The sequence below is a fragment of the Streptomyces katrae genome, assembly GCF_000717655.1.
Classification (GTDB): domain Bacteria; phylum Actinomycetota; class Actinomycetes; order Streptomycetales; family Streptomycetaceae; genus Streptomyces; species Streptomyces katrae_B.
The window spans coordinates 1-25,320 of sequence record NZ_JNZY01000029.1 but is presented as its reverse complement, the minus strand read 5'-3'; the positions used below and the strand labels follow the sequence as shown (position 1 = coordinate 25,320).

At 72.1% G+C, this 25,320-nt stretch carries 30 protein-coding genes and 1 pseudogene; 13 read left to right on the top strand and 18 right to left on the bottom strand.

Annotated elements, in window-relative coordinates; all coding sequences use genetic code 11:
- The first annotated feature begins 50 nt into the window (after positions 1-50).
- Complete coding sequence (gene cobC, locus IF09_RS0128810; RefSeq protein ID WP_078613514.1) at positions 51-1,481, top strand: Rv2231c family pyridoxal phosphate-dependent protein CobC; 1,431 nt, start codon at positions 51-53, stop codon at positions 1,479-1,481.
- Positions 1,482-1,646: 165 nt separating this feature from the next.
- Complete coding sequence (locus IF09_RS0128805; RefSeq protein ID WP_037636262.1) at positions 1,647-2,903, top strand: CapA family protein; 1,257 nt, start codon at positions 1,647-1,649, stop codon at positions 2,901-2,903.
- 47 nt (positions 2,904-2,950) lie between these two features.
- On the opposite strand, the gene IF09_RS0128800 is transcribed toward IF09_RS0128805, so the two are convergent.
- Positions 2,951-3,871 carry an SCO1860 family LAETG-anchored protein gene (locus IF09_RS0128800; protein WP_030300484.1) on the bottom strand — a complete coding sequence of 307 codons (921 nt, stop codon included), beginning with the start codon at positions 3,869-3,871 and terminating at the stop codon, positions 2,951-2,953.
- A gap of 294 nt (positions 3,872-4,165) precedes the next feature.
- The gene (locus IF09_RS0128795; RefSeq protein WP_030300482.1) at positions 4,166-5,254 is read right to left on the bottom strand and encodes an amidohydrolase family protein; all 1,089 of its coding nucleotides are present in this window, start codon (positions 5,252-5,254) and stop codon (positions 4,166-4,168) included.
- Between the two features lie 88 nt (positions 5,255-5,342).
- On the opposite strand from IF09_RS0128795, the gene IF09_RS0128790 reads away from it, so the two are divergent.
- The gene (locus tag IF09_RS0128790) at positions 5,343-6,425 is read left to right on the top strand and encodes a pyridoxal-phosphate-dependent aminotransferase family protein (RefSeq protein WP_030300480.1); all 1,083 of its coding nucleotides are present in this window, start codon (positions 5,343-5,345) and stop codon (positions 6,423-6,425) included.
- Positions 6,426-6,682: 257 nt separating this feature from the next.
- On the opposite strand, the gene IF09_RS0128785 is transcribed toward IF09_RS0128790, so the two are convergent.
- The 7 genes from IF09_RS0128785 to IF09_RS0128755 form a co-directional block, all read right to left on the bottom strand.
- Positions 6,683-7,390: a DsbA family oxidoreductase gene (locus IF09_RS0128785; RefSeq protein WP_030300478.1), complete on the bottom strand. Its 708-nt coding sequence runs from the start codon at positions 7,388-7,390 to the stop codon at positions 6,683-6,685.
- 82 nt (positions 7,391-7,472) lie between these two features.
- Positions 7,473-7,973: a GNAT family N-acetyltransferase gene (locus IF09_RS0128780; protein WP_030300476.1), complete on the bottom strand. Its 501-nt coding sequence runs from the start codon at positions 7,971-7,973 to the stop codon at positions 7,473-7,475.
- Between the two features lie 62 nt (positions 7,974-8,035).
- Positions 8,036-9,484 carry a peptidoglycan D,D-transpeptidase FtsI family protein gene (locus tag IF09_RS0128775; RefSeq protein WP_030300474.1) on the bottom strand — a complete coding sequence of 483 codons (1,449 nt, stop codon included), beginning with the start codon at positions 9,482-9,484 and terminating at the stop codon, positions 8,036-8,038.
- A 62-nt stretch (positions 9,485-9,546) separates the two neighbouring features.
- Positions 9,547-10,164 carry a response regulator transcription factor gene (locus IF09_RS0128770; protein ID WP_051833061.1) on the bottom strand — a complete coding sequence of 206 codons (618 nt, stop codon included), beginning with the start codon at positions 10,162-10,164 and terminating at the stop codon, positions 9,547-9,549.
- A gap of 50 nt (positions 10,165-10,214) precedes the next feature.
- Positions 10,215-11,510: a sensor histidine kinase gene (locus IF09_RS0128765; RefSeq protein WP_030300468.1), complete on the bottom strand. Its 1,296-nt coding sequence runs from the start codon at positions 11,508-11,510 to the stop codon at positions 10,215-10,217.
- On the bottom strand, positions 11,510-12,502 hold the full coding sequence (locus IF09_RS0128760) for a hypothetical protein (RefSeq protein WP_078613513.1): 993 nt from the start codon (positions 12,500-12,502) through the stop codon (positions 11,510-11,512). Before IF09_RS0128760 ends, IF09_RS0128765 begins: the two co-directional genes overlap by 1 nt.
- 93 nt (positions 12,503-12,595) lie before the next feature.
- Positions 12,596-13,408: an IclR family transcriptional regulator gene (locus IF09_RS0128755; protein WP_030300465.1), complete on the bottom strand. Its 813-nt coding sequence runs from the start codon at positions 13,406-13,408 to the stop codon at positions 12,596-12,598.
- 147 nt (positions 13,409-13,555) lie between these two features.
- Here IF09_RS0128755 and IF09_RS0128750 point away from each other — a divergent pair, with 147 nt between their 5' ends.
- The 4 genes and pseudogenes from IF09_RS0128750 to IF09_RS0128735 all read left to right on the top strand — a co-directional run bounded on the left by IF09_RS0128750 (position 13,556) and on the right by IF09_RS0128735 (position 17,415).
- Entirely contained in the window at positions 13,556-15,079 is a 1,524-nt protein-coding gene (locus IF09_RS0128750) for an aldehyde dehydrogenase (NADP(+)) (RefSeq protein ID WP_030300464.1), read from the top strand.
- Between the two features lie 111 nt (positions 15,080-15,190).
- Positions 15,191-15,412, top strand: a complete 222-nt coding sequence (locus IF09_RS0128745; RefSeq protein ID WP_030300463.1) for a hypothetical protein — start codon at positions 15,191-15,193, stop codon at positions 15,410-15,412.
- A 62-nt stretch (positions 15,413-15,474) separates the two neighbouring features.
- Positions 15,475-16,636 (top strand): annotated as a pseudogene (locus IF09_RS40755) (TerD family protein).
- A 599-nt stretch (positions 16,637-17,235) separates the two neighbouring features.
- Complete coding sequence (locus tag IF09_RS0128735; protein ID WP_051833055.1) at positions 17,236-17,415, top strand: helix-turn-helix domain-containing protein; 180 nt, start codon at positions 17,236-17,238, stop codon at positions 17,413-17,415.
- Positions 17,416-17,672: 257 nt separating this feature from the next.
- Here the strand turns inward: IF09_RS0128735 and IF09_RS0128730 are convergent, their stop codons facing one another.
- The gene (locus tag IF09_RS0128730) at positions 17,673-17,867 is read right to left on the bottom strand and encodes a hypothetical protein (protein ID WP_030300460.1); all 195 of its coding nucleotides are present in this window, start codon (positions 17,865-17,867) and stop codon (positions 17,673-17,675) included.
- Between the two features lie 149 nt (positions 17,868-18,016).
- On the opposite strand from IF09_RS0128730, the gene IF09_RS0128725 reads away from it, so the two are divergent.
- Genes IF09_RS0128725 through IF09_RS0128715 form a run of 3 tightly spaced genes read left to right on the top strand, consistent with a single transcriptional unit; the run spans position 18,017 to position 19,192 of the window.
- Positions 18,017-18,727, top strand: a complete 711-nt coding sequence (locus IF09_RS0128725) for a hypothetical protein (protein WP_051833031.1) — start codon at positions 18,017-18,019, stop codon at positions 18,725-18,727.
- Positions 18,728-18,763: 36 nt separating this feature from the next.
- Positions 18,764-18,898 (top strand): hypothetical protein, encoded by a 135-nt coding sequence (locus tag IF09_RS48070; RefSeq protein ID WP_267882184.1) that lies wholly within the window; start codon positions 18,764-18,766, stop codon positions 18,896-18,898.
- A gap of 9 nt (positions 18,899-18,907) precedes the next feature.
- A complete protein-coding gene (locus IF09_RS0128715; RefSeq protein WP_051833028.1) occupies positions 18,908-19,192 on the top strand; it encodes a hypothetical protein in 285 nt (94 codons plus the stop codon).
- Between the two features lie 197 nt (positions 19,193-19,389).
- Here IF09_RS0128715 and IF09_RS0128710 read toward each other — a convergent pair whose 3' ends face one another.
- Both IF09_RS0128710 and IF09_RS45885 read right to left on the bottom strand, forming a co-directional pair.
- Positions 19,390-19,887, bottom strand: coding sequence for a hypothetical protein (locus tag IF09_RS0128710; RefSeq protein ID WP_030300454.1), 498 nt, complete (start codon positions 19,885-19,887; stop codon positions 19,390-19,392).
- A 5-nt stretch (positions 19,888-19,892) separates the two neighbouring features.
- Complete coding sequence (locus IF09_RS45885) at positions 19,893-20,315, bottom strand: CopG family transcriptional regulator (RefSeq protein ID WP_158710077.1); 423 nt, start codon at positions 20,313-20,315, stop codon at positions 19,893-19,895.
- Positions 20,316-20,405: 90 nt separating this feature from the next.
- On the opposite strand from IF09_RS45885, the gene IF09_RS0128700 reads away from it, so the two are divergent.
- From IF09_RS0128700 to IF09_RS0128690, 3 genes are all read left to right on the top strand, one after another.
- Positions 20,406-20,744 (top strand): DUF6233 domain-containing protein, encoded by a 339-nt coding sequence (locus IF09_RS0128700; RefSeq protein WP_030300450.1) that lies wholly within the window; start codon positions 20,406-20,408, stop codon positions 20,742-20,744.
- 24 nt (positions 20,745-20,768) lie between these two features.
- On the top strand, positions 20,769-21,002 hold the full coding sequence (locus IF09_RS0128695) for a hypothetical protein (protein WP_030300448.1): 234 nt from the start codon (positions 20,769-20,771) through the stop codon (positions 21,000-21,002).
- Positions 21,003-21,158: 156 nt separating this feature from the next.
- Entirely contained in the window at positions 21,159-21,638 is a 480-nt protein-coding gene (locus tag IF09_RS0128690) for a hypothetical protein (RefSeq protein WP_030300446.1), read from the top strand.
- A gap of 74 nt (positions 21,639-21,712) precedes the next feature.
- On the opposite strand, the gene IF09_RS0128685 is transcribed toward IF09_RS0128690, so the two are convergent.
- The 6 genes from IF09_RS0128685 to IF09_RS0128655 all read right to left on the bottom strand — a co-directional run bounded on the left by IF09_RS0128685 (position 21,713) and on the right by IF09_RS0128655 (position 25,076).
- Complete coding sequence (locus tag IF09_RS0128685) at positions 21,713-22,738, bottom strand: tyrosine-type recombinase/integrase (protein WP_051833025.1); 1,026 nt, start codon at positions 22,736-22,738, stop codon at positions 21,713-21,715.
- The gene (locus IF09_RS0128680) at positions 22,735-23,076 is read right to left on the bottom strand and encodes a hypothetical protein (protein WP_030300443.1); all 342 of its coding nucleotides are present in this window, start codon (positions 23,074-23,076) and stop codon (positions 22,735-22,737) included. The genes IF09_RS0128685 and IF09_RS0128680 overlap by 4 nt, the downstream gene beginning before the upstream one ends.
- The gene (locus IF09_RS0128675; RefSeq protein ID WP_030300441.1) at positions 23,073-23,459 is read right to left on the bottom strand and encodes a hypothetical protein; all 387 of its coding nucleotides are present in this window, start codon (positions 23,457-23,459) and stop codon (positions 23,073-23,075) included. Before IF09_RS0128675 ends, IF09_RS0128680 begins: the two co-directional genes overlap by 4 nt.
- 146 nt (positions 23,460-23,605) lie before the next feature.
- Positions 23,606-23,923, bottom strand: a complete 318-nt coding sequence (locus tag IF09_RS0128670; RefSeq protein ID WP_030300438.1) for a hypothetical protein — start codon at positions 23,921-23,923, stop codon at positions 23,606-23,608.
- Between the two features lie 15 nt (positions 23,924-23,938).
- Positions 23,939-24,292 (bottom strand): hypothetical protein, encoded by a 354-nt coding sequence (locus IF09_RS0128665; protein WP_158710076.1) that lies wholly within the window; start codon positions 24,290-24,292, stop codon positions 23,939-23,941.
- Positions 24,293-24,716: 424 nt separating this feature from the next.
- Positions 24,717-25,076: a hypothetical protein gene (locus tag IF09_RS0128655; RefSeq protein ID WP_030300432.1), complete on the bottom strand. Its 360-nt coding sequence runs from the start codon at positions 25,074-25,076 to the stop codon at positions 24,717-24,719.
- Positions 25,077-25,320 lie beyond the last annotated feature (244 nt).

The following is a 25,320-nucleotide window of genomic DNA, read 5'->3' as shown; positions in this document are numbered from 1 at the left end:
GTGTGCGCGCGGGCTGCGGGGCACGAACCATTGACGACTACGGAGGGGGCATGAGCCCGGTGGGCGAGTACGCGACGCAGCTGGTGGTCGGGATCGGCGGACGGGCGGGGGTGTCCGTGGCGGAGGTCTGCGCCCTGGTCGAGGAGACGCTGCGCGGTGCCGGGCTGGCCGCCGGTGCGGTGAAGGCGCTGGCCACGGTGGAGTCGAAGGCGGGCGAGGCGGGGATCACGGGCGCGGCGGAACGTTTCGGCGTACCGCTGCTCAGCTATCCCGCCGAGGAGCTGGCGGGCATCTGCGTACCGCACCCCTCCGACACGGTGCGCGACGCCGCGGGGACCTCCTCGGTGGCGGAGGCCGCGGCGCTCGCGGGCGGCGGGGAACTGCTCGTACCGAAGCGCCGCTCGGTCGCGGCGACCTGCGCCGTGGCCACCGCGCAGGCCCATGACCTGCGCCATCACGGGGACGCGGAGGTGCGAGGCGACGGCGGCGCACTCGTGGACCTCGCAGTGAACGTACGGGCGCACACCCCGCCGGAGTGGCTCAAGCAGCGCATCGCGGCTTCGCTCGACGCTCTCGCCGCATACCCCGACGGGCAGTCTGCCCGCGCGGCGGTGGCGGCTCGGCACGGGCTGCCGGCCGAGCGGGTGCTGTTGACGGCGGGGGCCGCAGAGGCGTTCGTGCTGATCGCGCGGGCCCTGGGCGCGCAGCGGCCGGTGGTCGTGCACCCGCAGTTCACGGAGCCGGAGGCGGCCCTGCGCGACGCGGGGCACACGGTGGAGCGGGTGGTGCTGCGGGCGGCGGACGGGTTCCGGCTGGACCCGGCGGCGGTGCCGGAGGACGCGGACCTGGTGGTGGTGGGCAACCCGACGAACCCGACGTCCGTACTGCACCCGGCGGCGGCGCTGGCCGCGCTGGCCCGGCCGGGCCGGATCCTGGTCGTGGACGAGGCGTTCATGGACGCGGTCCCGGGCGAGCGGGAGGCGCTGGCCGGGCGGACGGACGTGCCGGGTCTGGTGGTGCTGCGGAGCCTGACCAAGACGTGGGGGCTGGCGGGGCTGCGGATCGGCTACGTGCTGGCCGAGCCGGAGGTGATCGCGAAGCTGGCGGCGGCGCAGCCTCTGTGGCCCGTGTCGTCGCCGGCGCTGGTGGCGGCGGAGGCCTGTATGGCTCCGGCGGCGCTGGCCGAGGCGGAGGCCGCGGCCCGGCAGATCGCGGTGGACCGGGCCCATCTGCTGGCGGGGCTCGCGGAGTTCGAGGAGATAACGGTGTCGGGAGTGGCGGAGGGGCCGTTCGTCCTGATGCAGGTGGCGGGGGCCATGGAGATCCGCACCCGGCTGCGCGCCCTGGGCTTCGCGGTCCGCCGCGGGGACACCTTCCCGGGCCTGGACCACTCCTGGCTCCGGCTGGCGGTCAGGGACCGCGCCACGACGGGCCGCCTCCTCCAGGCCCTCGACCACGCCCTGGCGCTGACCGCCCGCTGACCTGCGCCTCCCGGCCACGGGGCCGGTCACCCGGGCGGCCTCCACGGCGCGGTCGGCGGCTCTGACCTGCGGCGCCGCGGTTATCCGGACGATCCGGCTCCGTTGGCGGGGCGGGCGGTGGTAGGCGATGATCTCGGCATCAGCAGGGAACCCCGGGGGGCCGGAATGAAGACGAAAGCAAAAACGGGCTTGGCGCTGACCGCGGTGGCGGCCGTGGCCGGCGGGATCCTCGCCCTGCCGAGCCTGCTCGACCACCTCGACGCCGAGGGGGGACGGGGCGGCGCCGGCGAGCAGCGGCTCGGGACCAAGCCCGGCCAGAGCAAGGCGAGCCCGGGCAAGGCGAGTCCGACGACGCCCGCCGGCGCCAAACCGTTCACGCTGGTCGCGACGGGCGACATCATCCCGTACCCGTCGATCGTCCAGCGGGCCGCGGACGATGCGCAGGGCAGCGGCCAGAGCCACGACTTCCGGAAGATACTCGCGGGGGTCAAGCCCCTGGTGGCCGCCGCTGACCTGGCGATATGCCACCACGAGATACCGTACGGCCGGCCCGGCGGCCCCTACACCGGATATCCCGCGTTCAAGGCCCCGCACCAGTTGGCCGACGCCCTGAAGGACGCCGGGTACGACAGCTGCTCGACCGGCTCGAACCACACCCTGGACGACGGCTACGACGGTCTCGTCCGCACCCTGGAGCACCTGGACCGGGTCGGCATCAAGCACGTCGGCTCGGCCCGCAGCGCCGACGAGGCCAAGGCCCCGGCGGTCCTCTCCGCCGGCGGCGCCAAGGTCGCCCAGCTGGACTACACGTACGGGACGAACGGCATTCCGGTCCCGGCCGGCAAGCCCTGGTCCGTCAACCTGCTCGACCAGAACCGGATCGTCGCCGACGCCCGCGCGGCCCGGGCGGCCGGCGCGAACGTCGTCGTCCTCAGCGTCCACTGGGGCACCGAGTGGCAGACGGCACCCGACCAGCAGCAGCGCGATCTGGCGCAGGCGCTGACCGCTTCGCGCGGCCCGGACGGACTCCCGGACATCGATCTGATCCTCGGCACGCACAACCACGTGCCACAGCCGTACGAGAAGATCAACGGCACCTGGGTCGTCTTCGGCATGGGCGACCAGATCGCCAGCTTCTACGAGGCCGACAAGGCGCGCGGCAACATGTCCTCGATACCGCGCTTCACCTTCGCCCCGGCGGCCGCCCACCCCGGCCGCTGGGAGGTGACCAAGGCCGAGTACCTGACGCAGTACTCGGACATGAACCCGCCGTTCCGCGTCGTCTGCGCCTCCTGCGCCCCCTCCGACTCCGGGATCGGAGCCGCCAGGCAGTCCGCGTACGCCGCCGTCGACAAGCAGGTCAGCGAGGCCGTGCTGTCGCGCGGAGCCGACAAGCAGGGGCTGGTGCACGCCACCCGCTGAGCCGGGACTCCGTCACGGGTCACGAGGCCACGGGGTCAAGCGGTGGGTCACGAGCTGCGGCCGCGCCGGGTCACGACCAGTGCGGTCGCGCCGAGGCCGAGCAGCGCCAGTGCGCCGCCCGCTACGTACGGGGTCGTCGAACCCCCGCCGGTCTCGGCCAGGTTCGCGTCGGTGGTGAGGGCGGCCCCGGTCCCGGAGGCAGCCGTCTGCGGTTTGACGTCGGGCTTCGCCGACGGCTCCGGGGCCGGACCGGCCGGGGCTTCGCAGTGCGCCTCGGCGAGCACGACCTCACCCTCGACCTGCGCCACGTTGAGGTCCAGCGGGTTCACGGACACCTTCAGCCGGAGCGCGGCCGCGGCGGCCGTGGTGGAGGTGGTCTCGGTGCCGGAGAGCTCCAGGCCGACCAGGCCCACCTTGGGGACCTCGATCTTGGTCGGTCCGCCCGCCGAGAGGGTGACCTTCTTGCCGAGCACGGTCACCGCGCCCAGCACGTTCGAGCCGGCCACGGGCTTCTTGCCGGCCTCGCACACGGCCTTGGAGGTGACCTTCTCCACCTGGATGAGGGAGAGCAGGGGCAGCCCCGGCACATGGACCTCGGCGTTGGCCAGGTTGGCCTCCGCCTCGGCGCGGGTCTTGTCCGCGGTGGCCTTGGAGGTGGCCACGTCGGCACGCAGCACGCTCACCGGCCGTCCTCCCTCGACCCCGTCCAGGGTCACGGAGAGGGCGGCCTTCTGGGCCGTCGCGGGGGCGCTGACCTCATTGAGGGTGGTCTTCAGCGGCACGTGGACGGTCTGGTTGAGCAGGCCCACGTCCAGTCCGGCACGCAGGACGACCGCGCCGGCCCTGCCCTCGCCGCCGCCCGTGGAGCCGCTGCCTCCGGTGGCGGAGGCGGGCGGGGCGGTGAGCAGGACGACCGCTCCCGTCGCGAGCAGGACGGCTGCGGGCATGCGGAAGGTGTTGCTGTTCAAGGTGGTGGAACCCCCGGGGAGATGGGAGCCGTCGCGCCGCCAATGGGGGACATCGCGCGCCGACGGCCTCTGACCCTCGGAATCTTTACGCACGGAGAGTGAACGAGCGGCGACCTTAGGTGAGTTCACCCCAAAGGGTGGTTTCCATGCATGTATTCGATTAACTGCGCATCACAAGGAACGGGAGTTCTTTTCCGCCACAGCACGGCGGGGAATGCGCCGACGCCGGCACCCCGGGCGGCCGTTCACAACGACCGCCGGGGCGCCGGCGTCACGCCCGCGTCAACTCTCCGCTCAGGCCCGGACCTTGCCGCCCACGACCACGCGCCGCGGCTGCGCCAGCGCCCGTACGTCGGCCCGCGGGTCGGCGTCGTAGACCACGAGGTCCGCCGGCGCCCCCTCGGTCAGGCCCGGCCTGCCGAGCCACTCGCGTGCCGCCCAGGTCGTCGCCGAGAGGGCCTCCAGGGCCGGGATCCCGGCCCGTACCAGCTCCGAGACCTCCGCCGCGACCAGGCCGTGCGGCAGGGAACCCCCCGCGTCGGTGCCGACGTACACGCCGATGCCCGCGTCGTACGCGGCCCGTACGGTGTCGTACCGCCGCTCGTGCAACCGCCTCATGTGCGCCGACCAGCGCGGGAACTTGGCCTCGCCGCCCGCCGCCATCTTCGGGAACGTCGCGATGTTCACGAGCGTCGGGACGATCGCCACCCCGCGCTCCGCGAACAGCGGAATGGTGTCCTCCGTGAGCCCGGTGGCGTGCTCGATGCAGTCGATGCCCGTCTCGACCAGGTCGCGCAGCGAGTCCTCCGCGAAGCAGTGCGCGGTGACCCGGGCGCCCAGCCGGTGCGCCTCGGCGATGGCCGCCTCGACCTCGGCGCGCGGCCAGCAGGGCGCCAGGTCCCCGACCTCGCGGTCGATCCAGTCCCCCACCAGCTTCACCCAGCCGTCACCGCGCTGCGCCTCGCGGCCCACGTAGGAGACGAGGTCGGCCGGCTCGATCTCGTGGGCGAAGTTGCGGATGTAGCGGCGCGGGCGGGCGATGTGCCGGCCGGCCCGGATGATCTTCGGCAGGTCCTCGCGGTCGTCGATCCAGCGGGTGTCGGAGGGCGACCCGGCGTCGCGGATGAGCAGCGTGCCGGCGTCGCGGTCGGTCAGGGCCTGCCGCTCGGCGGTCTCCGCGTCGACCGGACCGTGGGCGTCCAGCCCCACGTGGCAGTGCGCGTCGACCAGGCCGGGCAGGGCCCAGCCGGACACCGTGGTGATCTCGCGGGCCCCGTGAGGGCGTTCGTAGGAGATCCGGCCGCCGACCACCCAGAGCTCGTCGCGCGCGTCGTCGGGCCCGACGAGCACACGCCCCTTCACATGCAGCACGTCATCGGTCATGTCCCGCACTGTACGTGCGTGCTGGGTAGGCTCATGCGGTCACCCCGAACGCCCCGGACGAGACGCCCCGGACGAAGAGAGCACCACCGTGAACCACCCCCTCCTGGACCTTCCGCCGCTCACCGCGGAGCGCTTCGCGCGGATCGAGCAGGGGGTCGCGGACCTGCTCGGCACCCGCGCGGACGTGGTGATCACCCAGGGCGAGGCGCTGCTGCCGCTGGAGGGGTGCATCCGCTCGGGGGCACGGCCCGGTTCGACGGCGCTGAACGTCGTGACCGGCCCCTACGGCACCACCTTCGGCAACTGGCTGCGCGGCTGCGGGGCGAACGTGGTGGACCTGGCGGTCCCCTTCGACACGGCGGTGACGGCCGGCCAGGTGGCGCGCGCCCTGGCCGAGCACCCGGAGATCGACTTCGTGTCCCTGGTCCACGCGGAGGCGGCGACCGGCAACACCAACCCGGTCGCGGAGATCGGCGAGGCCGTACGGGCCCACGGAGCGCTGTTCATGCTGGACGCGGTGGCGTCGGTGGCCGCAGAGGCGCTGCTCCCGGACGCGTGGGGCGTGGACCTGTGCGTGATCGGCGCCCAGAAGGCGATGGGCGGCCCGGCGGGCGTCTCGGCGGTGTCGGTCTCGGAGCGGGCCTGGGCCCGTTTCGCGGAGAACCCGGCCGCTCCGAGGCGCTCGTACCTCTCCCTCCTGGACTGGAAGGAGCGCTGGATCGACGCGGACCGCAGGGCGCTCCCCCACGCCCCGGCGCAGCTGGAGATGCTGGGGCTGGAGGCCTGCCTGGACCGGATCGCGGCCGAGGGCCTGCCGGCCGTGACGGCCCGCCACGCCGCCGCCGCGGCGGCGACCCGGGCGGGCGCGGTGGCGGTGGGCCTCGCCCCGTACGTCGGCCGGGCCTCGCAGGCGGCCCCGGTGGCCACCACGCTGCGGGTGGCGGACGCCTCGCTGGTGGTGGCCAAGGCCCTCGCCGCCGGCCCGGCGGCTCCGCTCGCGGCGGGCGGCGGCGCGCTGGCCGGGGAGATGGTCCGGGTGAACCACTACGGCCTGGCCGCATCGCTGGAGACGGTCCTGGCCTCCCTGACGGCCCTGTCCACCGCCCTCTCGACGGACCCGTCCGAGGCGGTGGCGGCCGCCGAAGCAGCCTGGGCAGAAACCCTGCACTGACGACCCGTGCGGCCTTCCGGCGCCGGCCGGGGCTCGGGGGCGGAGCCCGTCAGCCGGGGGTCCGGGGGCGGAGCCCCGGGGAAACGGTGAAAGGGCGGGGCGGGGAGACGGTCCGCGCAGCGGCACGTGCTCGCCCGCGCCTCCCCGGCCGCCGACCGGGTCCGGCCCCGGCCACCTGGGCCGCCAGGCCGGCCGGCGGCCGGCAACCGGGCACGACCGCGTCAGGCCGGGGCCGGGCCGGCAGGGCCGGGGACCGGTCAGGCCTGGGGGGCGGCGCAGGTGCCTTCCGGGTCGCAGGCGTCGGGCGTGGCGGCGGGGGCGGTGAGCTCGCGGCCGGCCCAGGCCTGTTCCAGGGCCTGCGTGAAGACCTCCGCGGGCTGCCCGCCGGAGATCCCGTAGCGGCGGTCGAGGACGAAGAACGGCACGGCGTTGGCGCCGAGTTCCGCCGCCTCGCGCTCGTCCGCCCGCACCTCGGCCGCGTACGCGGTGTCGTCCGCGAGGACCGTACGGGCCTCCGCCTCGTCCAGGCCCGCCTCGACCGCGAGAGCGACCAGCACCTCGGGGTCGAAGACCGACCGCTCCTGCGCGAAGTTCGCCCGGTAGGAGAGGTCGAGCAGCTCCTCCTGGCGGCCGCGGGCGGCGGCCAGGTGCAGCAGGCGGTGGATGTCGAACGTGTTGCCGTGGTCGCGGCCCTCGGTGCGGTACGTCAGCCCCTCGGCGCGGGCGCTGGCCGCGACGTGCTCCTCCATGCCGCGCGCCTCGTCGAGGGTGCGGCCGTACTTCTTGGCGAGCATCTCCAGGACCGGCGCCGTGCTGCCCTTCGGGCTGTTCGGGTCGAGCTCGAAGGACCGGAAGACGACCTCCACCTCGTCGCGGTGCGCGAACTCGGCCAGCCCCTTGGTGAAACGGGCCTTGCCGATGTAGCACCAGGGGCAGGCGATGTCGCTCCAGATCTCGACGCGCATGATCCTTCTTCTCTCCGGGGTCGGTGGGACGCCGCGGCTGCGAGCCGCGGCGGTTTCCCGTTCAACCAACTGGCGGAGCGTCTCATTCCCCGGACGGGTCCTGCGGACCGACACCGAGCCAGAGCGTGAGGTGGGAGCCGGACCGCCCGGCCCCGGCCGGATCAGCGCGCCAGCCGTGGCGGGCGTAGAAGGCCTGGGCCCGGAGGTTGTGCTCGTAGACCTCCAGCCGGGCCCGCTCGACACCGGTCCGCCGCCAGGCGTCCAGGCAGGCGGCGTGCAGGGCGGCCCCGGTGCCCCGGCGCCAGTGGGCCGGGTCGACGTGAAGCTGGGTGAGGGTGGTCTCGCCGTCCGCGGTGCGGAAGGCGGCGACCCCGGTGAGCTCGCCGTCGAGCTCCGCGCAGAGCACCCCGCCGTCGGCGGCGGCCCGCGCGACGGCCCGGGACCAGCCCTCGCGGGTCCGCGCGAGTTCGGCTGCGCCCGCGTAGGCCTGCTCGGCGACGCGGCCGCGGTAGTAGGTGGCCCGGGCCCTGCTGTGGAGGGCGGCTATGGCGTCGAGGTCTGCGGGTTGCGCGGTCCTGATCATGGGAAAGGAAACGCGCCGGGAACCGTGTCGGTTCCCGGCGCGCCCTGCGGCGACCGGCGCGGCTACTTCTTCAGCCACGCCGCCATCATCTTCTGGGCGATGGGCGCGGCGAGCTTGCCGCCGCCGATCTCGGAGCGGTCGGTGTCCGAGTTCTCGATCACCACGGCAACCGCGATCTGCTTGCCGCCCTGCTTGCCGTACGAGGTGAACCAGGCCAGCGGCGGCAGGCTGTTGTTCACGCCGCGCTGCGCGGTGCCGGTCTTGCCGCCCACCTCGGCACCCGCCACCTGGGCGGGCTTGCCGCCGCCCTCGGTCGCGACCGTCCGCATGGCGTCCTGCAGCATCGACGCGGTCCTGGCGCTCATGACCTGCTCGGACTTCGGGTCCTTGAAGCTCTCCAGCACGTTGCCGTTCGCGTCGGTGACCTCGGAGACGGAGTGCGGGGCGACGAGCTTGCCGCCGTTCTCGATCGCGGCGGTCACCATCGCCATCTGGAGCGGGGTGGCCTGCACGTCGAACTGGCCGATACCCGTCTGCGCGACCTGGTCGACCGACATCTTCTTCGTCGGGTACTTGCTCCCCGGCCGGGCGGTGACGGGGGTCGCGATCTCCGTGTTGAAGCCGAACTTCTCGGCCGTCGCCCGCATCTTGTCCTGGCCGAGCTTGTGCGCCAGCTCGGCGAACACGTTGTTGCAGGACAGCCGCAGCGCGGTGCGCGCGGAGACGTTGTTGCAGGCCGCGGATCCCGCTTCGCTGGGCAGCAGGGTCCGGGTTCCGGGGATCGTGTACGGGTCCGGGGTGCCGGTCGGCGCGTCGAGGTCGGTGACCAGCCTGTTCTCGATGGCCGCCGCCAGGGTGACCAGCTTGAAGGTGGAGCCGGGCGCCTGCGGCTTGCGCAGGGCCACGTTCTCCATCGCCTTGCCCTTGTCCTCGATCAGCTTCTCCCAGGCCGCCGTGTCGTTGGCGCCCGCGATGCTGCCCGGATCGAAGGACGGGTTGTTCACGATGGCGAGGATCTCGCCGGTCGCCGGGTCGATGGCGACGGCGGCGCCCTGCTTGCCCTGGAGCGCGTCGTACGCGGCCTTCTGCACGTCCTTGTCGACCGTGGTCAGCACGTTGCCCGGCGCGGCCCGCTTGTTGGTGAGCATGTCCATCACGGTCTTGAGCCGGTCGTCGGAACCGTTCAGGACCTTCTTGTAGACGCCCTCCAGCATGCTCGTGCCGAAGGCCTGGGAGCTGTAGCCGGTGAGCGGCGCGTAGAGCGGACCGTCGACGTACGTCCGCTTGTACCCGAAGTCCTTTCCGTCCGTCTTCACCGAGCCGGTGATCGCCTCCCCGCCCACGATGATGTTGCCCAGCGGGTTCTCGTACTGCCCGATGAGGTTCCGCCGGTTGTTCTCGTTGTCTGCGAGGGCCTGGCCTTGGTAGGCCTGCACCCAGGTGACCCGCACCAAAAGGGCCAGCACCAGGAGCAGACAGAAGACCGACGCACGCCTGATCGTCTTGTTCATCCTCCAGAAGGACGTACCAAGGTCCCCGGTCGTTCCGCTCTGCCCCGATTGTGTCCGGGTTCTCAGCTTTTCTTCATGAAGCCGCCCTCGTAGGCAGCGATGACGGCCTGGGTGCGGTCGCGGGAGCCGGTCTTGGAGAGGACCGCGGCGACATGGGTCTTGACCGTCTGGGGGCCGACGCCCAGGCGTTCGCTCATCTCGTGGTTGGACAGTCCGCCGGCCAGCAGGCGCAGTACGTCGGCCTCCCGGCCGGTGAGCCGGGCCACCCAGGGGGCGGCGGGGCCCGGGACCCCGGGGGCGTACGACGCGGCGAGCGAGCGGACGGCCGCCGGGAAGAGCAGGCAGTCGCCGCGGGCGACGAGGCGGACCGCCCCGATCAGCTCGTCGGGGTCGGCCCGCTTGAGGAGGAACCCGGAGGCGCCCGCGCGCAGCGCGTCGTAGACGTACGCGTCGTTCTCGAAGGTGGTGACGACCACGATCCGGGGCGGCTCGGCCATGCCGGCGATGATCTGCTCGGTGGCCCGGATCCCGTCGATCTCGGGCATCCGGACGTCCATCAGCACCACATCGGGGGCCAGCGAGCGGACCAGCGGGACGGCTTCGGCGCCGGAGGCCGCCTCACCGACCACCTCCAGGTCGGGCTCGGCCTCGAGGATCACCCGCAGGGCGGTGCGGACCATGCGCTCGTCGTCGGCGAGCACGATGCGCAGCGGCGGCCGCCGCGCCGCGGTCACCGTGCGCCTCCGCCCAGCGGGAGGACCACCCGCAGCCGCCACAGCCCCTGGTACGGGCCTGCTTCGACCCGGCCGCCCAGCAAGGTGGCCCGCTCGGCGGCGCCGTGCAGCCCCCGGCCCCCGGTGGTGCGGGGCTGCGGCCCGGCGGCGGTGCCCGGCGGATTGGTCATGGTGATCTCCAGTTCACGGTTGCCGCTGCCGGTGCCGTCTTCCCTGCCCTGTACGACGATCCGCAGCTCGACGGGTCCCGCGCCGTGGCGCAGGGCGTTGCTCAGGCCCTCCTGGACGATCCGGTACGCCTCGCGGGAGGCGATCGCCGGAAGCTGCGCCCAGTCCCCGGCCGGTCCGGGGTCCTGGTGGGCGGTGACGGTGGTGCCGGCAGCCCGGGTGCGGGCCAGCAGCCCGTCGAGGTCGGCGCCGAGGGTCGGCGCGGGTGCGGCGCCGGGCCGGGCCGGGTCGCCGTCCCTCAGCAGGCCCAGCACTGCGTCCAGCTCGGCCACCGTCCGCCGGGTGGTCTCCTCGATCGCGGCCAGTGCCTCCCGTACGAACTGCGGGTCGCTGTCGAGCACCCGCCGGGCGGCGACCGCCTGGAGGGTGACGGCACTCAGGGCGTGCCCGACCGCGTCGTGCAGCTCCCGGGCCAGCCGGTTGCGCACGGCCAGGTCGGCGGCCCGCTCCTCGGCCGCGGCCAGCCGGTCCGCCCCCGTCGGCCCGAGCAGTACGGGTGCCAGCCGGGCCAGCAGCGCCCCGGCCCCGGCGGCGCACAGGACGAGCCCGGCCAGCAGACCGGCCCCGAGCAGGGGCGCGACGTACGGATCGGCCTGGGTGCTGAACCAGCCCAGTCCGAGCCGGGCCTTCCGCCACGCGCTCACGAACGGCAGTGTGATCAGTACCACCGCCATGGGCGGCACCGCGAGGGTGAGCCCGCTGACCACCGCCCCGACCCCCAGGTGCAGGGTCCACCAGGCGGAGGTCCGCCCCCGCGCGGCCCAGGACCGCGCCGGCCCCTCGGCGAGCCGGTCCCCGGGCACGCCGCACATGACCCGCACCGCTGTCACCGACAGCGGCCGGACCAGCCCGAAGACGGCCGTGGCCGCGACGAGCGGCAGGGCGGCCGCGTAGGCGGCGAGGGAGAGCGGGAAGGAGTTGAGGGCATTGACCCCGCCGGCCGCCATGCCGACCCCCACCTGGGCGAGGAGGAAGTACGGCATCAGCAGGGCCCCGCCCAGGATCAGGTGCACCCACCGCAGCCGGGCCCGGGCCCCCAGCAGCCGGGACGCCGCATTCCGCATCACCCCTCGCGGCGAGAGGTGAGGAACCGTATGAGCACGGTGGCGGCGGCGAGTCCGGTGATCATCTGACCAGCGTAGATCAACTGAACTGCCGCGGAGGCCGGTTCGCCGCCGTCGAGCTGCGGCCCCAGCGAGGCGACCAGGGGCCACAGCCCCCAGGTCAGGGCCGCGGCAGAGCCGACCCACGTGAGGGCCAGCGGCCACCACGCCCGCCGGCTCCCGCCCCGGACCAGCAGCAGCGCCCCCACGGCGGCGGCGAGCACGCATATCGCGTGCACTCCGGACACCACGCCTGCCGTCGCCGTGCGGGCGGCCGCCTGATCCGCGCTCAAACCCGCCGTTCCGCCGAAGGCCCAGTACGCGTGCACGGCTGCGACCAGCACGCCGCCCGCCGCCGCGGCTCCCGCCACCACCCCCGTGGATGGCGGGAGCCCGCGGCCCAGCACGCCCTGCCATCGCCGCCCCCAGCGCTCCCGCGCATAGGGCACGAACAGCCCGGCCAGGGCGAGCCCTTGGACGGTGAAACCGGTGTAGACGACGGTGAACACCCAGGAGTCGAGGAAGGGCCGCGCCGCCTCCCCGGCGGGCGCCGACACGCCCTGGCCCGCCGCCCGTATGAGCAGTTGGAGCGGGAACGCGGTGAGGATCGGCGTGAGCAGCCCGGTGGCGACGAACGCGGGGACCGTGAGCAGCCGGGGAGGCACCCGCATCCCCCAGGGTCTGGTGAGGACCAGGGCGAGCAGGATCACGCTCGCGTCCATGGCCAGCGTGACCGCATTGGCAGCGGTGAGGAACACCCCCGGCTCCAGCAGCGGGCTGCCGTCGGGGATTCCGGCCCGGCTCCCCGACAGCCAGGCGGCCTTGAGTACCAGATACGGCACGGTGGCGGCCAGGGCCACCACCTGCAGGGCCTTCCGCCCGCCCCCCGGGCCGGGGGCCGACGGCCGGGCTGCGTACGTCGTCTCGTCCGTGTTCACCGCTCGTGTGTTCATGACTCAACGGTCCCGTGCCCCCCGCCCCGCCACCTCCCCCGTGAAGGGGAACCGCCTCCCCCGCCCGGGGGAGGAACCTCCCCGTCCACCGCCTCACATGCGGCGGGTCGCCACCGACAGCCGGTCCCGCGCCTCGAACAGCGCCGCCTTGATCTTCTGCTCGTGGCCCGCCGTCAGCCGGGCCACCGGCACCGAGCAGCTCACCGCATCCCGCGCCGGCGTCCGGTACGGCACCGCCACCCCGAAACAGCGCAGCCCGAGCGTGTTCTCCTCGCGGTCCACCGCGTAGCCCTGCTCCCGAACCAGCCCCAACTCGTCGACGAGCCGCTCCCGGTCGGTGATCGTGTGCTCGGTGACCGCCTCGAGCCGCCGCGGCAGGAGCGCCCGTACCTCCTCGTCGGAGTGGGTCGCCAGCAGGGCCTTGCCCAGCGCCGTCGAGTGCACGGGCAGCCGCCGCCCGACGCGGGTGAACGGCCGCAGGTAGTGCTGGGACTGGCGGGTGGCCAGGTAGACGACGCTCGTGCCGTCCATCCGGGCCAGGTGGATGGTCTCGGTGGTGTCGTCGGAGAGCCGGTCCAGGGTCGGCCGGGCCGCGGCGACGACCTCGTCCCCGTCGATGTACGAGCTGCCGACGAGCAGGGCCCGCACGCCGATGCCGTACCGCGTGCCCGTCGCGTCCGTCTCCACCCACCCCAGGTTCACCAGCGTGCGCAGCAGCATGTAGAGGCTCGACTTGGGCAGCGAGAGGTCGTGCTGGATGTCGGCCAGGCTGTGCAGTCCGGGGCGCGCCGCGAAGTGCTCCAGCAACAGGACCGTGCGGACGGCCGATTTGACGGCCGCCGGTGCACCCGGGCCCCCCGGCCCCTCCGGTTCCGCGGCGGACCGGTCCGGCTCAGTCGTGGTCATTCGCCTTCTTGCCCCTCTTGTCTCTTGTCAACGCGGAAGACCCGGAAATAGAGTCCGGAGCGGATGTGATCATTCATCCATCGGAACGACGTTCAGAATACTGAACGCCACCGCGCGGGTCAGCGTAGATCCAGGAGGCAGTGCGCCATGGCAGCAACACCAGTCTGGAGTGTGGACCCCCGCACCGGGAAGCAGCGCGAGCAGGTTGCGGTGGAAGCCACATCCCATGAGGTGGACGAGGCCGTACGCGCCGCCCACGCGGCCCGCGGCCCGCTCGCCGACCGCACCGCCCGCGCGGCCTTCCTGCGCGCGGCCGCCGAGCTGCTCGACGAGGCCGCCGACCACGTGATCGAGGCCGCCGACGCCGAGACCGCCCTCGGGCCGGGCCGGCTCACCGGCGAGCTCGCCCGCACCACCGGCCAGCTGCGGGCCTTCGCCGACGCCGTGGACGAGGGCTCCTACCTCGACGTCCGCATCGACCGCGCCGACGCCGCCGCCGTCCCGCCGCGCCCCGAACTGCGCCGCTACAAGGTGCCGCTGGGCGTGGTCGCGGTCTACGCCGCCTCCAACTTCCCGCTCGCGTTCTCCGTCCCCGGCGGGGACACCGCGAGTGCGCTGGCCGCCGGCTGCCCGGTGGTCGTCAAGGCGCACCCCGACCACCCGGCCACCTCCGAGCTGTGCGCCTCGCTGCTGCGCCGGGCGGCGGTGGCGACGGGGCTGCCGGCCGACGTGGTCTCCGTCGTCCACGGGTTCGACGCGGGCCTGGAGCTGATCCGCCACCCCCACGTCTCCGCCGCCGGATTCACCGGTTCCATCCGGGGCGGGCGGGCGCTGTTCGACGCGGCCGCCGCCCGTCCCGTCCCCATCCCGTTCCACGGCGAACTCGGCTCCCTCAACCCCGTCGTGGTCACCCCGGCGGCCGCCGCCGAGCGCGCCGAGGAGATCGCCGCCGGGCTCGCGGGCTCGGTCACGCTCGGGGTCGGCCAGTTCTGCGTCAAGCCGGGCCTGGTCCTGGTCCCCGAGGGCGCGGACGGCGACCGGTTCGCCGGCGCGCTGACGAAGGCCCTCGGCGAGACCGAGCCGGGGGTCCTGCTCGACCACCGGATGCGGGAGAACTTCATCTCGGGCGTGCGCGAGCGGGCCGCACTGCCCGGCGTCGACGCGCCCGTCACCCCGGGTTCCGGCGGCGAGCACACCGTGGGCGCGGGCTTCCTCACCGTGCCGGCCGGGACCCTCCTCGCGGGCGGCGCCTACGAGGTGCTGCTCGAGGAGTGCTTCGGCCCGGTGACCGTGGTCGTCCGGTACGCCGACCAGGGCGAGGCGCGGTCGGTGCTCGGCCTGCTCCCCGGCAACCTGAGCGCCACGCTCCAGCTGTCCGCGGCCGAGGCCGACGGCGGTCCGGGCCCGGCGGCGGAGCTGATCGCGCAGGTCACGGCGCTGGCCGGGCGCATCGTGGTCAACGGCTGGCCGACCGGGGTCGCTGTGGCCCCGGCCCAGCACCACGGCGGCCCGTACCCGGCGGCGACCTCGCACTCCACCTCGGTCGGCGGGACCGCCATCGAGCGCTGGCTGCGGCCGGTGGCCTACCAGTCCGTGCCGGACCCGCTGCTGCCGGCGGAGCTGCGCGAGGCGAACCCGCTGGGGCTGCCGCGCCGCGTCACCGGCGCCTGAGGCGCGCCGCGGCGGGCCCGGCCCGCCCACGGCCCGGCCCGCCCGCCCCCCGCGCCGCAGACCCGTTAAACCCGTTGCCCGCCCGGCCCGCCGCGGGGCAGGCTGCCGGTCATGCCGAGACCGCACGGATTCACGTACGAACAGCGCAGCGCCAACAGCGTGGTCATCACGCACCAGGGGCGGGCCGCGAGCACCCTGCGGGGCGGGCGGGCCGAGAAGTTCCTCGCCGAGGTGGAATCGGGCGACGCGCAGCTCGTGATGGCCCGCTGGACGGGTGCCTACAAGTTCGTCAACGAGCGCACGGCCAGGAACCACCCCCGCAACCGTCGCTGAAATCCGCGGCGAGGGTAAGGGAACGGCAAAGGCCCTCCGGTCGTTCTCCCGGCATGACCGCTATGACCCCAGGTTCCAACCTGCCGCTCAACACCGTCCGTGTGACGGTGGACGTGGCTGCCCCGGTGCGGCTCGACGTGTCGGGACTCCTCCTCGCGGCGGACGGCAAGGTGCGTTCCGACGCCGACTTCATCTTCTACAACCAGCCGTCCGGGCCCGGCGTCAGCCACCGGTCCGGCGGTGGGGCGGCGCCGGACTCGATCACGGTGGACACGGGCGCGCTGCCGCCGGGCATCGAGCGGATCGTGGTCACGGCCAGTCCCGACGCCGCAGGTCAGACCTTCCAGGGCATCGAGCCCACTGCCACCGTGCGCCATGCGGACAGCGGCGCGGTGATCGCCACGTTCACCCCTCCGCAGCTGGGCACCGAGACCGCACTCGTGGTCGTCGAGGTCTACCAGCGCGGCGGCGTGTGGAAGGTGCGCGCGGTCGGCCAGGGGTACGCCAACGGCCTCGCCGGGATCGCGACCGACTTCGGGGTCTCCGTGGACGAGGAGCCCGCCCCGCCGTCCGCGGCCGCCCCGCAGGCCCCTGCCGCCCCGGTCACCCCTTCGACCCCGGTCTGGGGTCAGACCCCGCCGGCACCGTCCGCCCCGTCCGCCTCCTCCTGGCCGAGCGCTCCCACGACCCCCGCGGCCCCGCCCGCCCCGCCCGCGCCGCCGACCGCGGCTCCTGCCGCCGCCGGCACCGGGAAGATCAACCTCGACAAGGGCCGGGTCAGCCTCCAGAAGAACCAGACCGTCTCCCTGGTCAAGAACGGCCGCCCGCTGCTCTCCCAGGTGAAGATGGGCCTGGGCTGGGAGCCGGCGTTCCGCGGCCGGGACATCGACCTCGACGCCTCCGTCATCGCGTACGGCCCGCAGCGCAACCACATCGACAGCTGCTACTTCGGCAAGCTGTCCATCCTGGGCGGCGCCATCAAGCACTCGGGCGACAACCTCACCGGTGAGGGCGCCGGGGACGACGAGGTGATCGTCGTGGACCTGGGCCGGCTGCCCGCCGAGGCCACGGGCCTGGTCTTCACGGTCAACTCCTTCTCCGGCCAGAAGTTCACCGAGGTCGCCAAGCCAGTTCTCGGGCGAATGGGAGATGACGGCGATCGGAGACTTTGTGAAGTCGCGCACAGTACGCGGGATGGTCCAGCCCGGCTCGCAGGCACTCTGAGTTTCCGCAGGTCAGCACTCCTAGCTGGGAAGCGCTTGAAGTTGAGAGGGTGGATGAGGGTGACTCGCCGGGCCGCCAGGTCGCCCTTAGTTCTACTTGGCCACGAAACACGGCCTAGAGTTTTTTAGAGCTAATTGGAGCCGATTCGAGCCTGCTCCCTGGTTTTATTTCCCAGTCGTTTCCCACTGGGGACGGACAGACCGAAGCCGGGCGGCATACCTGGAGGGGTATGGAGCCGCCCGGCTTCGGCATCTAGGCCAACGAGTGCCTCGCACAACAGTGTCGTTGTGAGGTTCACTCGTCGGACCGGATGCCCGTATGTCGTCGACGGGCATCCGGCGGGGCCACTCGTGAGCCGGCGCATGGGGTGCTGCAGCTCTACGGGTGGCCCCTCGGCATCAGCCGGGGGTGGGACCCGACTGGCCGAGCTCTTGGGTATATCTGTCGGTCGACCGGCCATCAAGATCAGATATAGCCCCACCCCTGGGGCTGATTTATGATCTTGAAACCCGCAGCGTTTGTGGGTGCACGACCGGGATCCACAGCAGGCGCGAGAGGCGGCGAGACCGTCGCCCCTCACCCCTGCCGAACGCCTTGGCATGCGTATCGCCAACATGCGGATGGACGCCAACCTCACCCAGGAGAAGGTCTTCCTGGCGGCCGGTATCTCACGCAACACGTACCAGCGCATCGAAGGCGGCACGGGCGATGCTCGGTACAGTCACCTGCTCCGCATCGCCACCGTCCTTCACTGTCACGTCCGGGACCTGATTCCGTAGCCGTTCGTGTACCCACTTTCGGCCACGTACCGCGGTTGCCCCAGTGTGCCTGTCCTATGCATGTGGCGAAAGGGGTCCCATAGATTTATGCATCCCTTCCGAGCGCCTCACCTGCAGATATGTCACCTATGGTCATGTTCTACCCATCGGTTCGGGCCTGACGACTCGAACTGACGTGCGGATCGTTATCCGCCCGAATACATTCCCACTGGCCGGTTACCGCCCCTCCCGCTGCCGCCGCTGCGGGAGGGGCGGGTCTATGGGTTGCGCCCGTGCTGGCGGCAGGCCCGCGGGAACCAGCGGACCGCCAGGTCGGCCACCCGCGCGAGTTGCTCGCCGAGGTCGACGGCCGGGCCGGCGCCGAGGTGGATGCCGCAGTACACGCACGCCGTACCGCGGACCTGCTGTTCGGACAGGTCCCCGACTGGCGGGAGGGGAAGGGGCTTGCTCATGCCCGTACTCTGCCCGGCCATGGGGGACGCTTCTACCGTCCTTTGTGGGACACCTGGGACGCCTCGCCGGTAGCGTCGCTGTTACCGCCGCAGACAGCCAGAGGGGACCCGTGAACACAGCACTCAGAGACGCTCTGGTTGACGCCCGGATGACCCGCCACGAGCTGGCCCGTATCGTCGACGTGGTCCCGAAGACGGTGGACCGCTGGCTGGGGTCGGACAGTCGCGCCCCTCATAAGGGCACGCAGCTCCGGGTCGCGGAAGCGTTGAAGGTGAGTGCAGAGATGCTGTGGCCGAGGTCGGCTGGCGAGGTCTTCAAGACCGGTCCGGACCGGGAGATCGTGGCGAGCTACCCGTACCGGAACGCGTGCCCACCTACGGTCTGGTCATCGCTGATCGACGGGGCGCGGCGCCGGATCGTCATGGCCGGCTACACCAGCTACTTCCTGTGGCAGGAGCAGCCCAAGGCCGCGGAGCGACTGCGGGCCAAGGCTGAGGCCGGCTGCCAAGTGCGGTTCATCCTCGGTGACCCGGACTCGGAGATCACCCGGAAGCGCGAGCAGGTCGAGGACGATCCGCTGACAGTCAGCATCCGCATCCAGATGACGCTGGCCAAGCTGCGGAAGTTGGGCCCGCTACCGGGACTGGAGGCCCGCTTCTCGGACGACCACATCGCGCTGTCGGTCTTCCTCTTCGACGACGAGATGCTGGTGACGCCGCACATCGCGAACCTCCTCGGGCACGAGTCGCCGATGCTGCACCTGCGCCGGCTGCAGCCCGACGGGCTCTTCGATCGGTTCGCCCAGCACGTGGACGCCCTATGGGAGGGCGGCCGGCCAGTACCGGGGCTCGCCTCGTAGACCCGTCTGTGGGTGCTGCTCGCTATCCTGTGCGACATGATCCCGAACCCCGAGGCTGCCGAGCTGAACGAGCGGATCCGCGCCCTCGTCGCCCGCGGCGAGGCCGGCTCGGAGGAGTACCAGGAGCTGCTCGCCGAGTGGCTGCGGGCGACTGTCGTACCTGCCGCCTAGGATCCGGCCGTGGCAATCGAACTGAACGACGACCTTGTGGCCCTGCAGCAGGCGGCCGACGACGCACACGCCGAGGTAATCCGGCTGCAGGAGGAGTACGGGAGGCCGACCCAGGAGGGCGGCTGGACCGACGAGCAGCATGCCGCATGGAACGCGGCGGCGGCCGTGTGGCGGGAGCGGGCCGGCGAGGCCCAGCAGGCGGTGACCGAGCACGCGACGGCGACCGGGCAGGACCGGGGGAAGCTCGAGGCCGCGGTCAAGACGGCGGTTCGGCACCCGGCGCCTGGGGCCTGACGTGGGGGCGCCCGTCGGTCGCTGTCCCCGAAGGGCCGACGGGCGGTGGTGCACATCTGCCCAGCCGCATCCCCGCGTGCTAGAAGCTGATGTTGTGGTGTCCATGCTAGGCCCGGGCACTGACAACGGGCCGGTACGCTGACGTGCAGATGCCCCGCCCACTGATCCTGGGCGGGGCATCATCGCGTTAGAGGCCGCTAGTCGAGAGGCCCGTCGTACAGGCCGGTCGCCTCGTCGAGCAGGAATCCCTCGGCCTCCTCCGGGGTGGCGGGCCGCACCCGGTAGGCGATCTCCCAGGACGTCTCATCCCCGGTCCGCGGGTCCCAACTCATGTCGTCCTCGGCGCTGTCGTCCCGGTGCTGCGGGGTGACGTCGTCCACGATGTCTCCGCGGACGATGACGACGATTGCCTCCACGCAGTCGGAACTCAGCCGCTTATAGCCTGGCGCGTCCTTGGGGAAGGGCTGCCCGTCGGACTCGTGGACCGTGTCGCGCAGGGTGAGGCCGGCGAGCTGGTACGGATCGAAGTCCGTGTCTGGGTCGAAGTCCGCCGACTCCTCGCTCCAGTCGCGATTGATCCATGGGGTGTCGACTTCGCGGCACTGGCCCGTGTGGTGGTGGGTGCCGGCGCCTGCGTAGTCGTACTTGTATCCGCGGCCGGGCGGTAAGAGCGGCTTGCAGTAGGGGCACACCATGGCGGTCAGATCTCGATCTCGTCGGCGGTCTCCTGGAGGTCTCCGAGGATGCTGCGGATGTCGCTGTCGGAGGGGTCGTCGCCGATCATGTCGGTGATCTCGTCGCGGGTGGCGATGCGCCAGTGGCGTGCCACGTAGGCGCCGGCCCAGACGTCGATTTGCGCGGGGCCGTCCTCGATATTGACGTACAGGACGGGCTGCTCGCTGCCGGAGTCAAGTAGGCGGCGGACGTCAGAGACGTCGATCTTCAGCTGCATGGCGGCTTCCTCTCGCTGGATTGCGTCGGTGACGGCCTGACGGATCCAGGCGGCGCGGCTGATTCCGGCTTCTCGGGCCAGTTCGTCAACCTGCGCGAGTTGCTCGGTCGGGAAGTTGATCCCGACCTTGGGTCCGATGGCGGGTCGGCCGCCCTTGTCGATGTCGTCCACGGACACCCCTCCCTGGTTTTGGGTACCCACAACATAGCCCGCTCGGGAAGTTCTGGATACCCAAAACTGAGAGAATGTAGAATCGAACTTGTGTCCGATAGTCCCGCGTCCCGTCTCGAGCTGCTCCGCTTCCTGGAGCGGGTGCAGGTCGGCGACCTCGAGCGGACCCGCGGCTGGATCGCCGCCGAAGAGCAGCGCCTGGCCGCCGAAGCCGCCCGCCTGCCACCCGCCCCGCCGCCGGACTGGGAGCTCGAGCTCGACCTGAGCCGGCGCCCGTCCGTCGTCCACGTCGGCGGCTGCACCATGGGCGGCAAGGGCTTCCGGACTCGCTCCCTCACCCGGGACGCAGCCCTGCGCGCGCTCGGCGTCGACCGGATCCCGGCCTGCCCGTACTGCAGCCCCGACACGGCGCTCGGCGTGCTGGACTGACCGGCCGCCCGCAGGCTGGATGACATGGAGCATGCGCCGATCCTCGTGCACCGGATCTCCCCGTCGGGCGGCCGGCGGGTCGTAATCCGGATCCGCGGCGTGGACACCGTCCTCGGCGTGGCGTACAGCGACCGGGATCTGATCGAGTTTCTGCGGCGCCTCGACGTCCCCGACCCGGAAGACATGGTCCTCGGCGACTCCGAAGCCATCGCCTGGCAGGGCGGGAAGCCGCACGTGTACGAGGAGCCCGCGGAGTAGACGCGCGGCAGCCCTCCCGTGGGGAGGAGCGGGAGGGCTGCCGGCCCCAGGGGGATCGGGTGCGCACACCGTAAACCCGCAGGCCCGGGCGGTGGTAGGCATATGACAGAGCAAGATTCCGAATGAGTCTGGCTTCGAGGCCGCTACTGTCCCGCCATGACCATATGGACTCGCGACAACATCACTCTTGGGGTCGCCCTGGTGGCGGCTGCCACGAGCGCTCCTGCGCTATGGATCAGCCTGCGCTCCGCAAAGGCCGCGGAGGCCTCCGTCGTTGAGGCGCGCCGATCGGCTGACGCCGCCGAGCAGTCTGCTCAAGCCGGAGAGCGGCAAGCCTCCGCCGCAGCTGAATCGCTGGCGCTGCAGCAGGAGGCGGCTAGGCCGAAGGTGGTCCTACGTGTCCGCCGGATCGGCAAAGGCATGTTCCAGCTGCAGAACGAAGGAACAGCCACGGCCGTAGGGTTGCTGCTCCACCCTGACGACGAGGACATCGTGGAGAGGCACGAGGATTGGGGGCTGGCTCTGCCACCCAACGACACTCGGGAGGTGTGCTTCAGCGGTGCGGACGTTCCCTCGAAGCTGCGCTTCACGTGGGAAGGGCAGGACGTCCCCGAGTTCGTCCCCGTCATCTACTAACGCCGGCGCGCCTGACTCCCTGCGCCGCGTTGGGGCGCAGGGACGGCAGCGCATAACGTTCCCTTAAGCCCTGGTCACAGGCCGATACCCTCGGATGCGGCGTCGGCCCAGCGGTCGGCCTCCTGAATGTAGCCCCAGAACACCGGACTGTTGGGGGCGTGTCCGGACTGGGCTCGGATCTTCTCCTCGCGCTTTCCTGCCTTGCGGGAGGTGGTGATGAACCCGGCCCGCATGGAGTGGCCAGTAAGGCGGACGGCCACGCCGGCTCGCTCCGCGCTGCGGGCGATGATCTCGCGGCAGGCGGCGGCGGAGAGGGCGTCGGTGCCGATGGCGCCGTGGACGCTGATCGGAAGGAAGGCTGGTCCGCCGGTGAGTCCGGCGGCTGCTTTCCAGGTGAGCCATGCGCGGACGGGGCAGGTGTCAGGGCTCTGGCCATAGGCGACAACGACGTCCCGGGCGGGGCGGCCCTTGACTGAGGGGACGGTGACGTCGAGACCGTCGCTCACGAGCTTGATGCCGTCGGTTCGTAGGGCGGCGACTTCGGCGGAGCGTCCGGCGATGCCGAAGGCCATGAGCCAGAGGGCTCGGTCCCGGATGCCAGCGAGGCTGGCAGGCGCGGCGGCGTGCATGCGCTGGAGCTGTTCGGGAGTGGCTGCGGCGGCCTTGCCTCGACCACGGGCGCACCGGTCGGGGTCGGCCTTCAGCGGCTTGAGGGCCTCACGGGCGGCGAGGGTGGCGACTTTGGGTACCTCGACGTTGTAGGGCGCCCGGCGGGCGGTGACGGTTACGCCGGTGATCCGGCGGTCGATGCTGCTGGGTGTGGCGAGCTTGACGGTGTCGAGCCAGACGACGAAGCCGACCAAGGTGCCCTTGGTGACGGCGGTCAGCGGCAGCGTGTGGCCGGTGCGTTCGGCGAGCCAGCCATGGAACTCCTTCCAGAGGTTCCAGTCGTTCTTGTATCCGCGCGTCGTGTTGTGGGGGCGGATGGCGTCGAGGTGTTCCTCGGCGGCTTGTTCCATGGCGGCGAGGACGGCGAGAGTCGCCGGGTCGTAGGCGGCCGGAGCGTTCGGCTGGTACGGGACCAGAGGGGCGTCGGTCACGCGGCTGCCCTCTTGCCTGCTGGCCACGACCAGCCCATCCGCGCGCGGTGGTTCTTCCCCTCATGCCCGGCAGGCAGGTTGCAGGGACGGGGCTGGTACTGCGACGGCACGCAGTCGGACGGCCCGCCGACGCTGCCGCACTCCGACTCGCCAGGGGAGGCAAAGTCACGGAACCAGTCCATGTGGAGAACGGCCGTGGACTCCTTCTCGTAGCACTCATGCGTTGCGCAGCCACCGTCCAGCTCGCACTCCACGCACTCGTCGATGCGCCACGGGCCGAGCCGGAGCAGGCACGGGGAGTCGAACGCGGAGTCCCATGTCGTCTGGTCGTCGGTCATGAGGCGTCATCCAGGTCTGAGCGCAGGACTTCGAGGACCGTGGCTGTCCGCACGTTCTCCGGGAGGCGCTGCTCCCAGGCGTCGAGCCTGCGCTGCACCCGCTCGACGGCGCGGTGGTTGGCGGCAAGCAAGTCGGCTGCCCGCTCTGCCTTCCTCAGTCGTTCACGGAGGCGGTCGTTCTCCGCTTCCTGCACCTTCACCGCATCCGCGATCGAGTCCAGTTGCATTGCGACCCCGAGGAGCGTGCCCCGGTGGTCGCGGGTGGCTGTGTCGATGAGCTGGTCGTGGATCTCGACCAGCTTCCCCGACGCGTACCTGATCTTTCCCTCGGTGCTGCGCTCTCGGATGACGAGAGGCGCTCCGTCAGCAGGGTTCTGAGGCATGCTCAATTGTACCAATTCTGGGCGCTGATATGGCATCTTATCGCTGGCAACCCTCGCTGGAGCGGGGCCAGTTCGTGGTGGTTATCGCGAGTGCCGCCGCCCGGGCACAGCAAAGCGCCCCCTCCTCATGAGAGGAGGGGGCATGCTCACGCCTTGACTGGCGGGTCGTCCTTCTTCTTGTGCTTCACCCAGGAGGCGATGATCTCGACGGTCGCCGCGTCCAGCTTTGACAGGTCGGCGACGGCCTTGGTGTCAGCGGCGCCCTTGGTGACGCCGGCGTCGGCGAGGGCAGCGTTGAGGGCGAGTAGGTTCGCCTGTTCCTCGGGCGGCGGTCCGGGCGGCTCGTCCGGCGGTGGCTTCCGCTGCTCGGGCAGCAGCCCGAGAGCGACCAGGGTTTCAGCGTCGGCCAGTACTCGGTCCCTACGGGGGACGACTGCCCGCGGCTCAGGGTCAGGCTCGAGCATGTCGCACTCCAGTTCTCACACGTCGCTGCGCTCGAGGACGCGAGCCGCGCGGGCCGACATGGGCCTCGGGACCGGGGGCTCCCCGCCGGATTTGCGGATGTAGGCGACGAGGTCGCGGATGCGGACCAGCGCCCAGGCGATCGCCTCGTCGTTCTCGGCGAGCCGTTCCTGCTGGGCTTCGGCCTTCGTCTCGCCCTGCTGGACCCGCTTCTCCAGGCGTTCGATGGCTCGGCCCTGTTGCTCGCTGATCGCTACGAAGTCGTCGCGGTTTTCCTGCCGCTTCGATCTCCTGGCCGCTCGGCCGGCGAACGCGCTGGCTACGGCGGCGGCGCCCGTCAGGCCGACCTGGGCCCACATTTCAGCACTCATAGGGTGGCTCCGCTTTCTTGGCGCGGGGCGGCTCGGGCCACCCTGCTGCCACGAGGACCGGGACGGTAATCACCGCCCACACGGCTGCTGCCACCCAGCCGCGGGGGAAGTCCCCAAACGCCCAGGCGGCGAGGTACGACACCATCCACGGCACCACCACGAGTGGGAGCACGATGAAGGCGGCAGCGTCACGGCCCGGCGGAGCCCACGCACTTGCAATAGCCACGAGGCCCGCGGCGATCCAGCACCAGCCCCAGAACTGCAGGGACTGAATACTCAGCACGAGCTGTAGCCCGCGCTGGTCAGGTTGGGGAGTCGTCAGCTGCCCGTACCCGTACAGGAGCCAGACGAGTCCGTAGCTCGCGAGGATGGTGCCGCGGCGGCCCAGCCGTCGACTGAGCCGCCGGACCGCACGGCACCGCACCTATACGCCCGTGAGCGGGCGCTGTACCGCGGCGGCCGGGGCGGGCGCGGTGATCTGCGTCCGGTCCCACATGGCGACGACCGCGGAGGCGGCGGCGAGGACGACGGCCTGCTGCTCGGCAGACCAGTCCAGGCCGAAGCCGACGGCCAGTGCGAGGACAGCCTGGGCGAAGCCGAGGACGGCGGCGCCGATCGCGTCGTGCGCCATCACCGCGAGTGCCAGGCCGACGAGGGCCGCGGCGACAGCGTTGATGACGGCCTGCTGGTCGGCGCTCACGTCGAGGCCGAAGGCGGCGAGGAGCTTCACGCCGATGGCGACGAGGCCGAGCCAGAGCGCCGGCTCACGATTGAAGATCTTCATGGTCTCCCTCTCAGCCCCTCAGGGCGGCGTCGTAGGCGAAGAGCTGGTTGTACTGCGCGTCCCCGTCCTGGTCCCCGGGGATCCAGTAGTCGATCGCGGGGCTGCCCCAGAGGGTGTACTCGGCGGCGGTGATGCGCCGGGAGAAGCAACTTCCACGTGGAAGTCAACGGGGACTCGCACCGGAAACACGAAAAGGCCCCCACCCGAATGGGTGGGGGCCGCGCCATTGCAGGTCAGGCGGGGA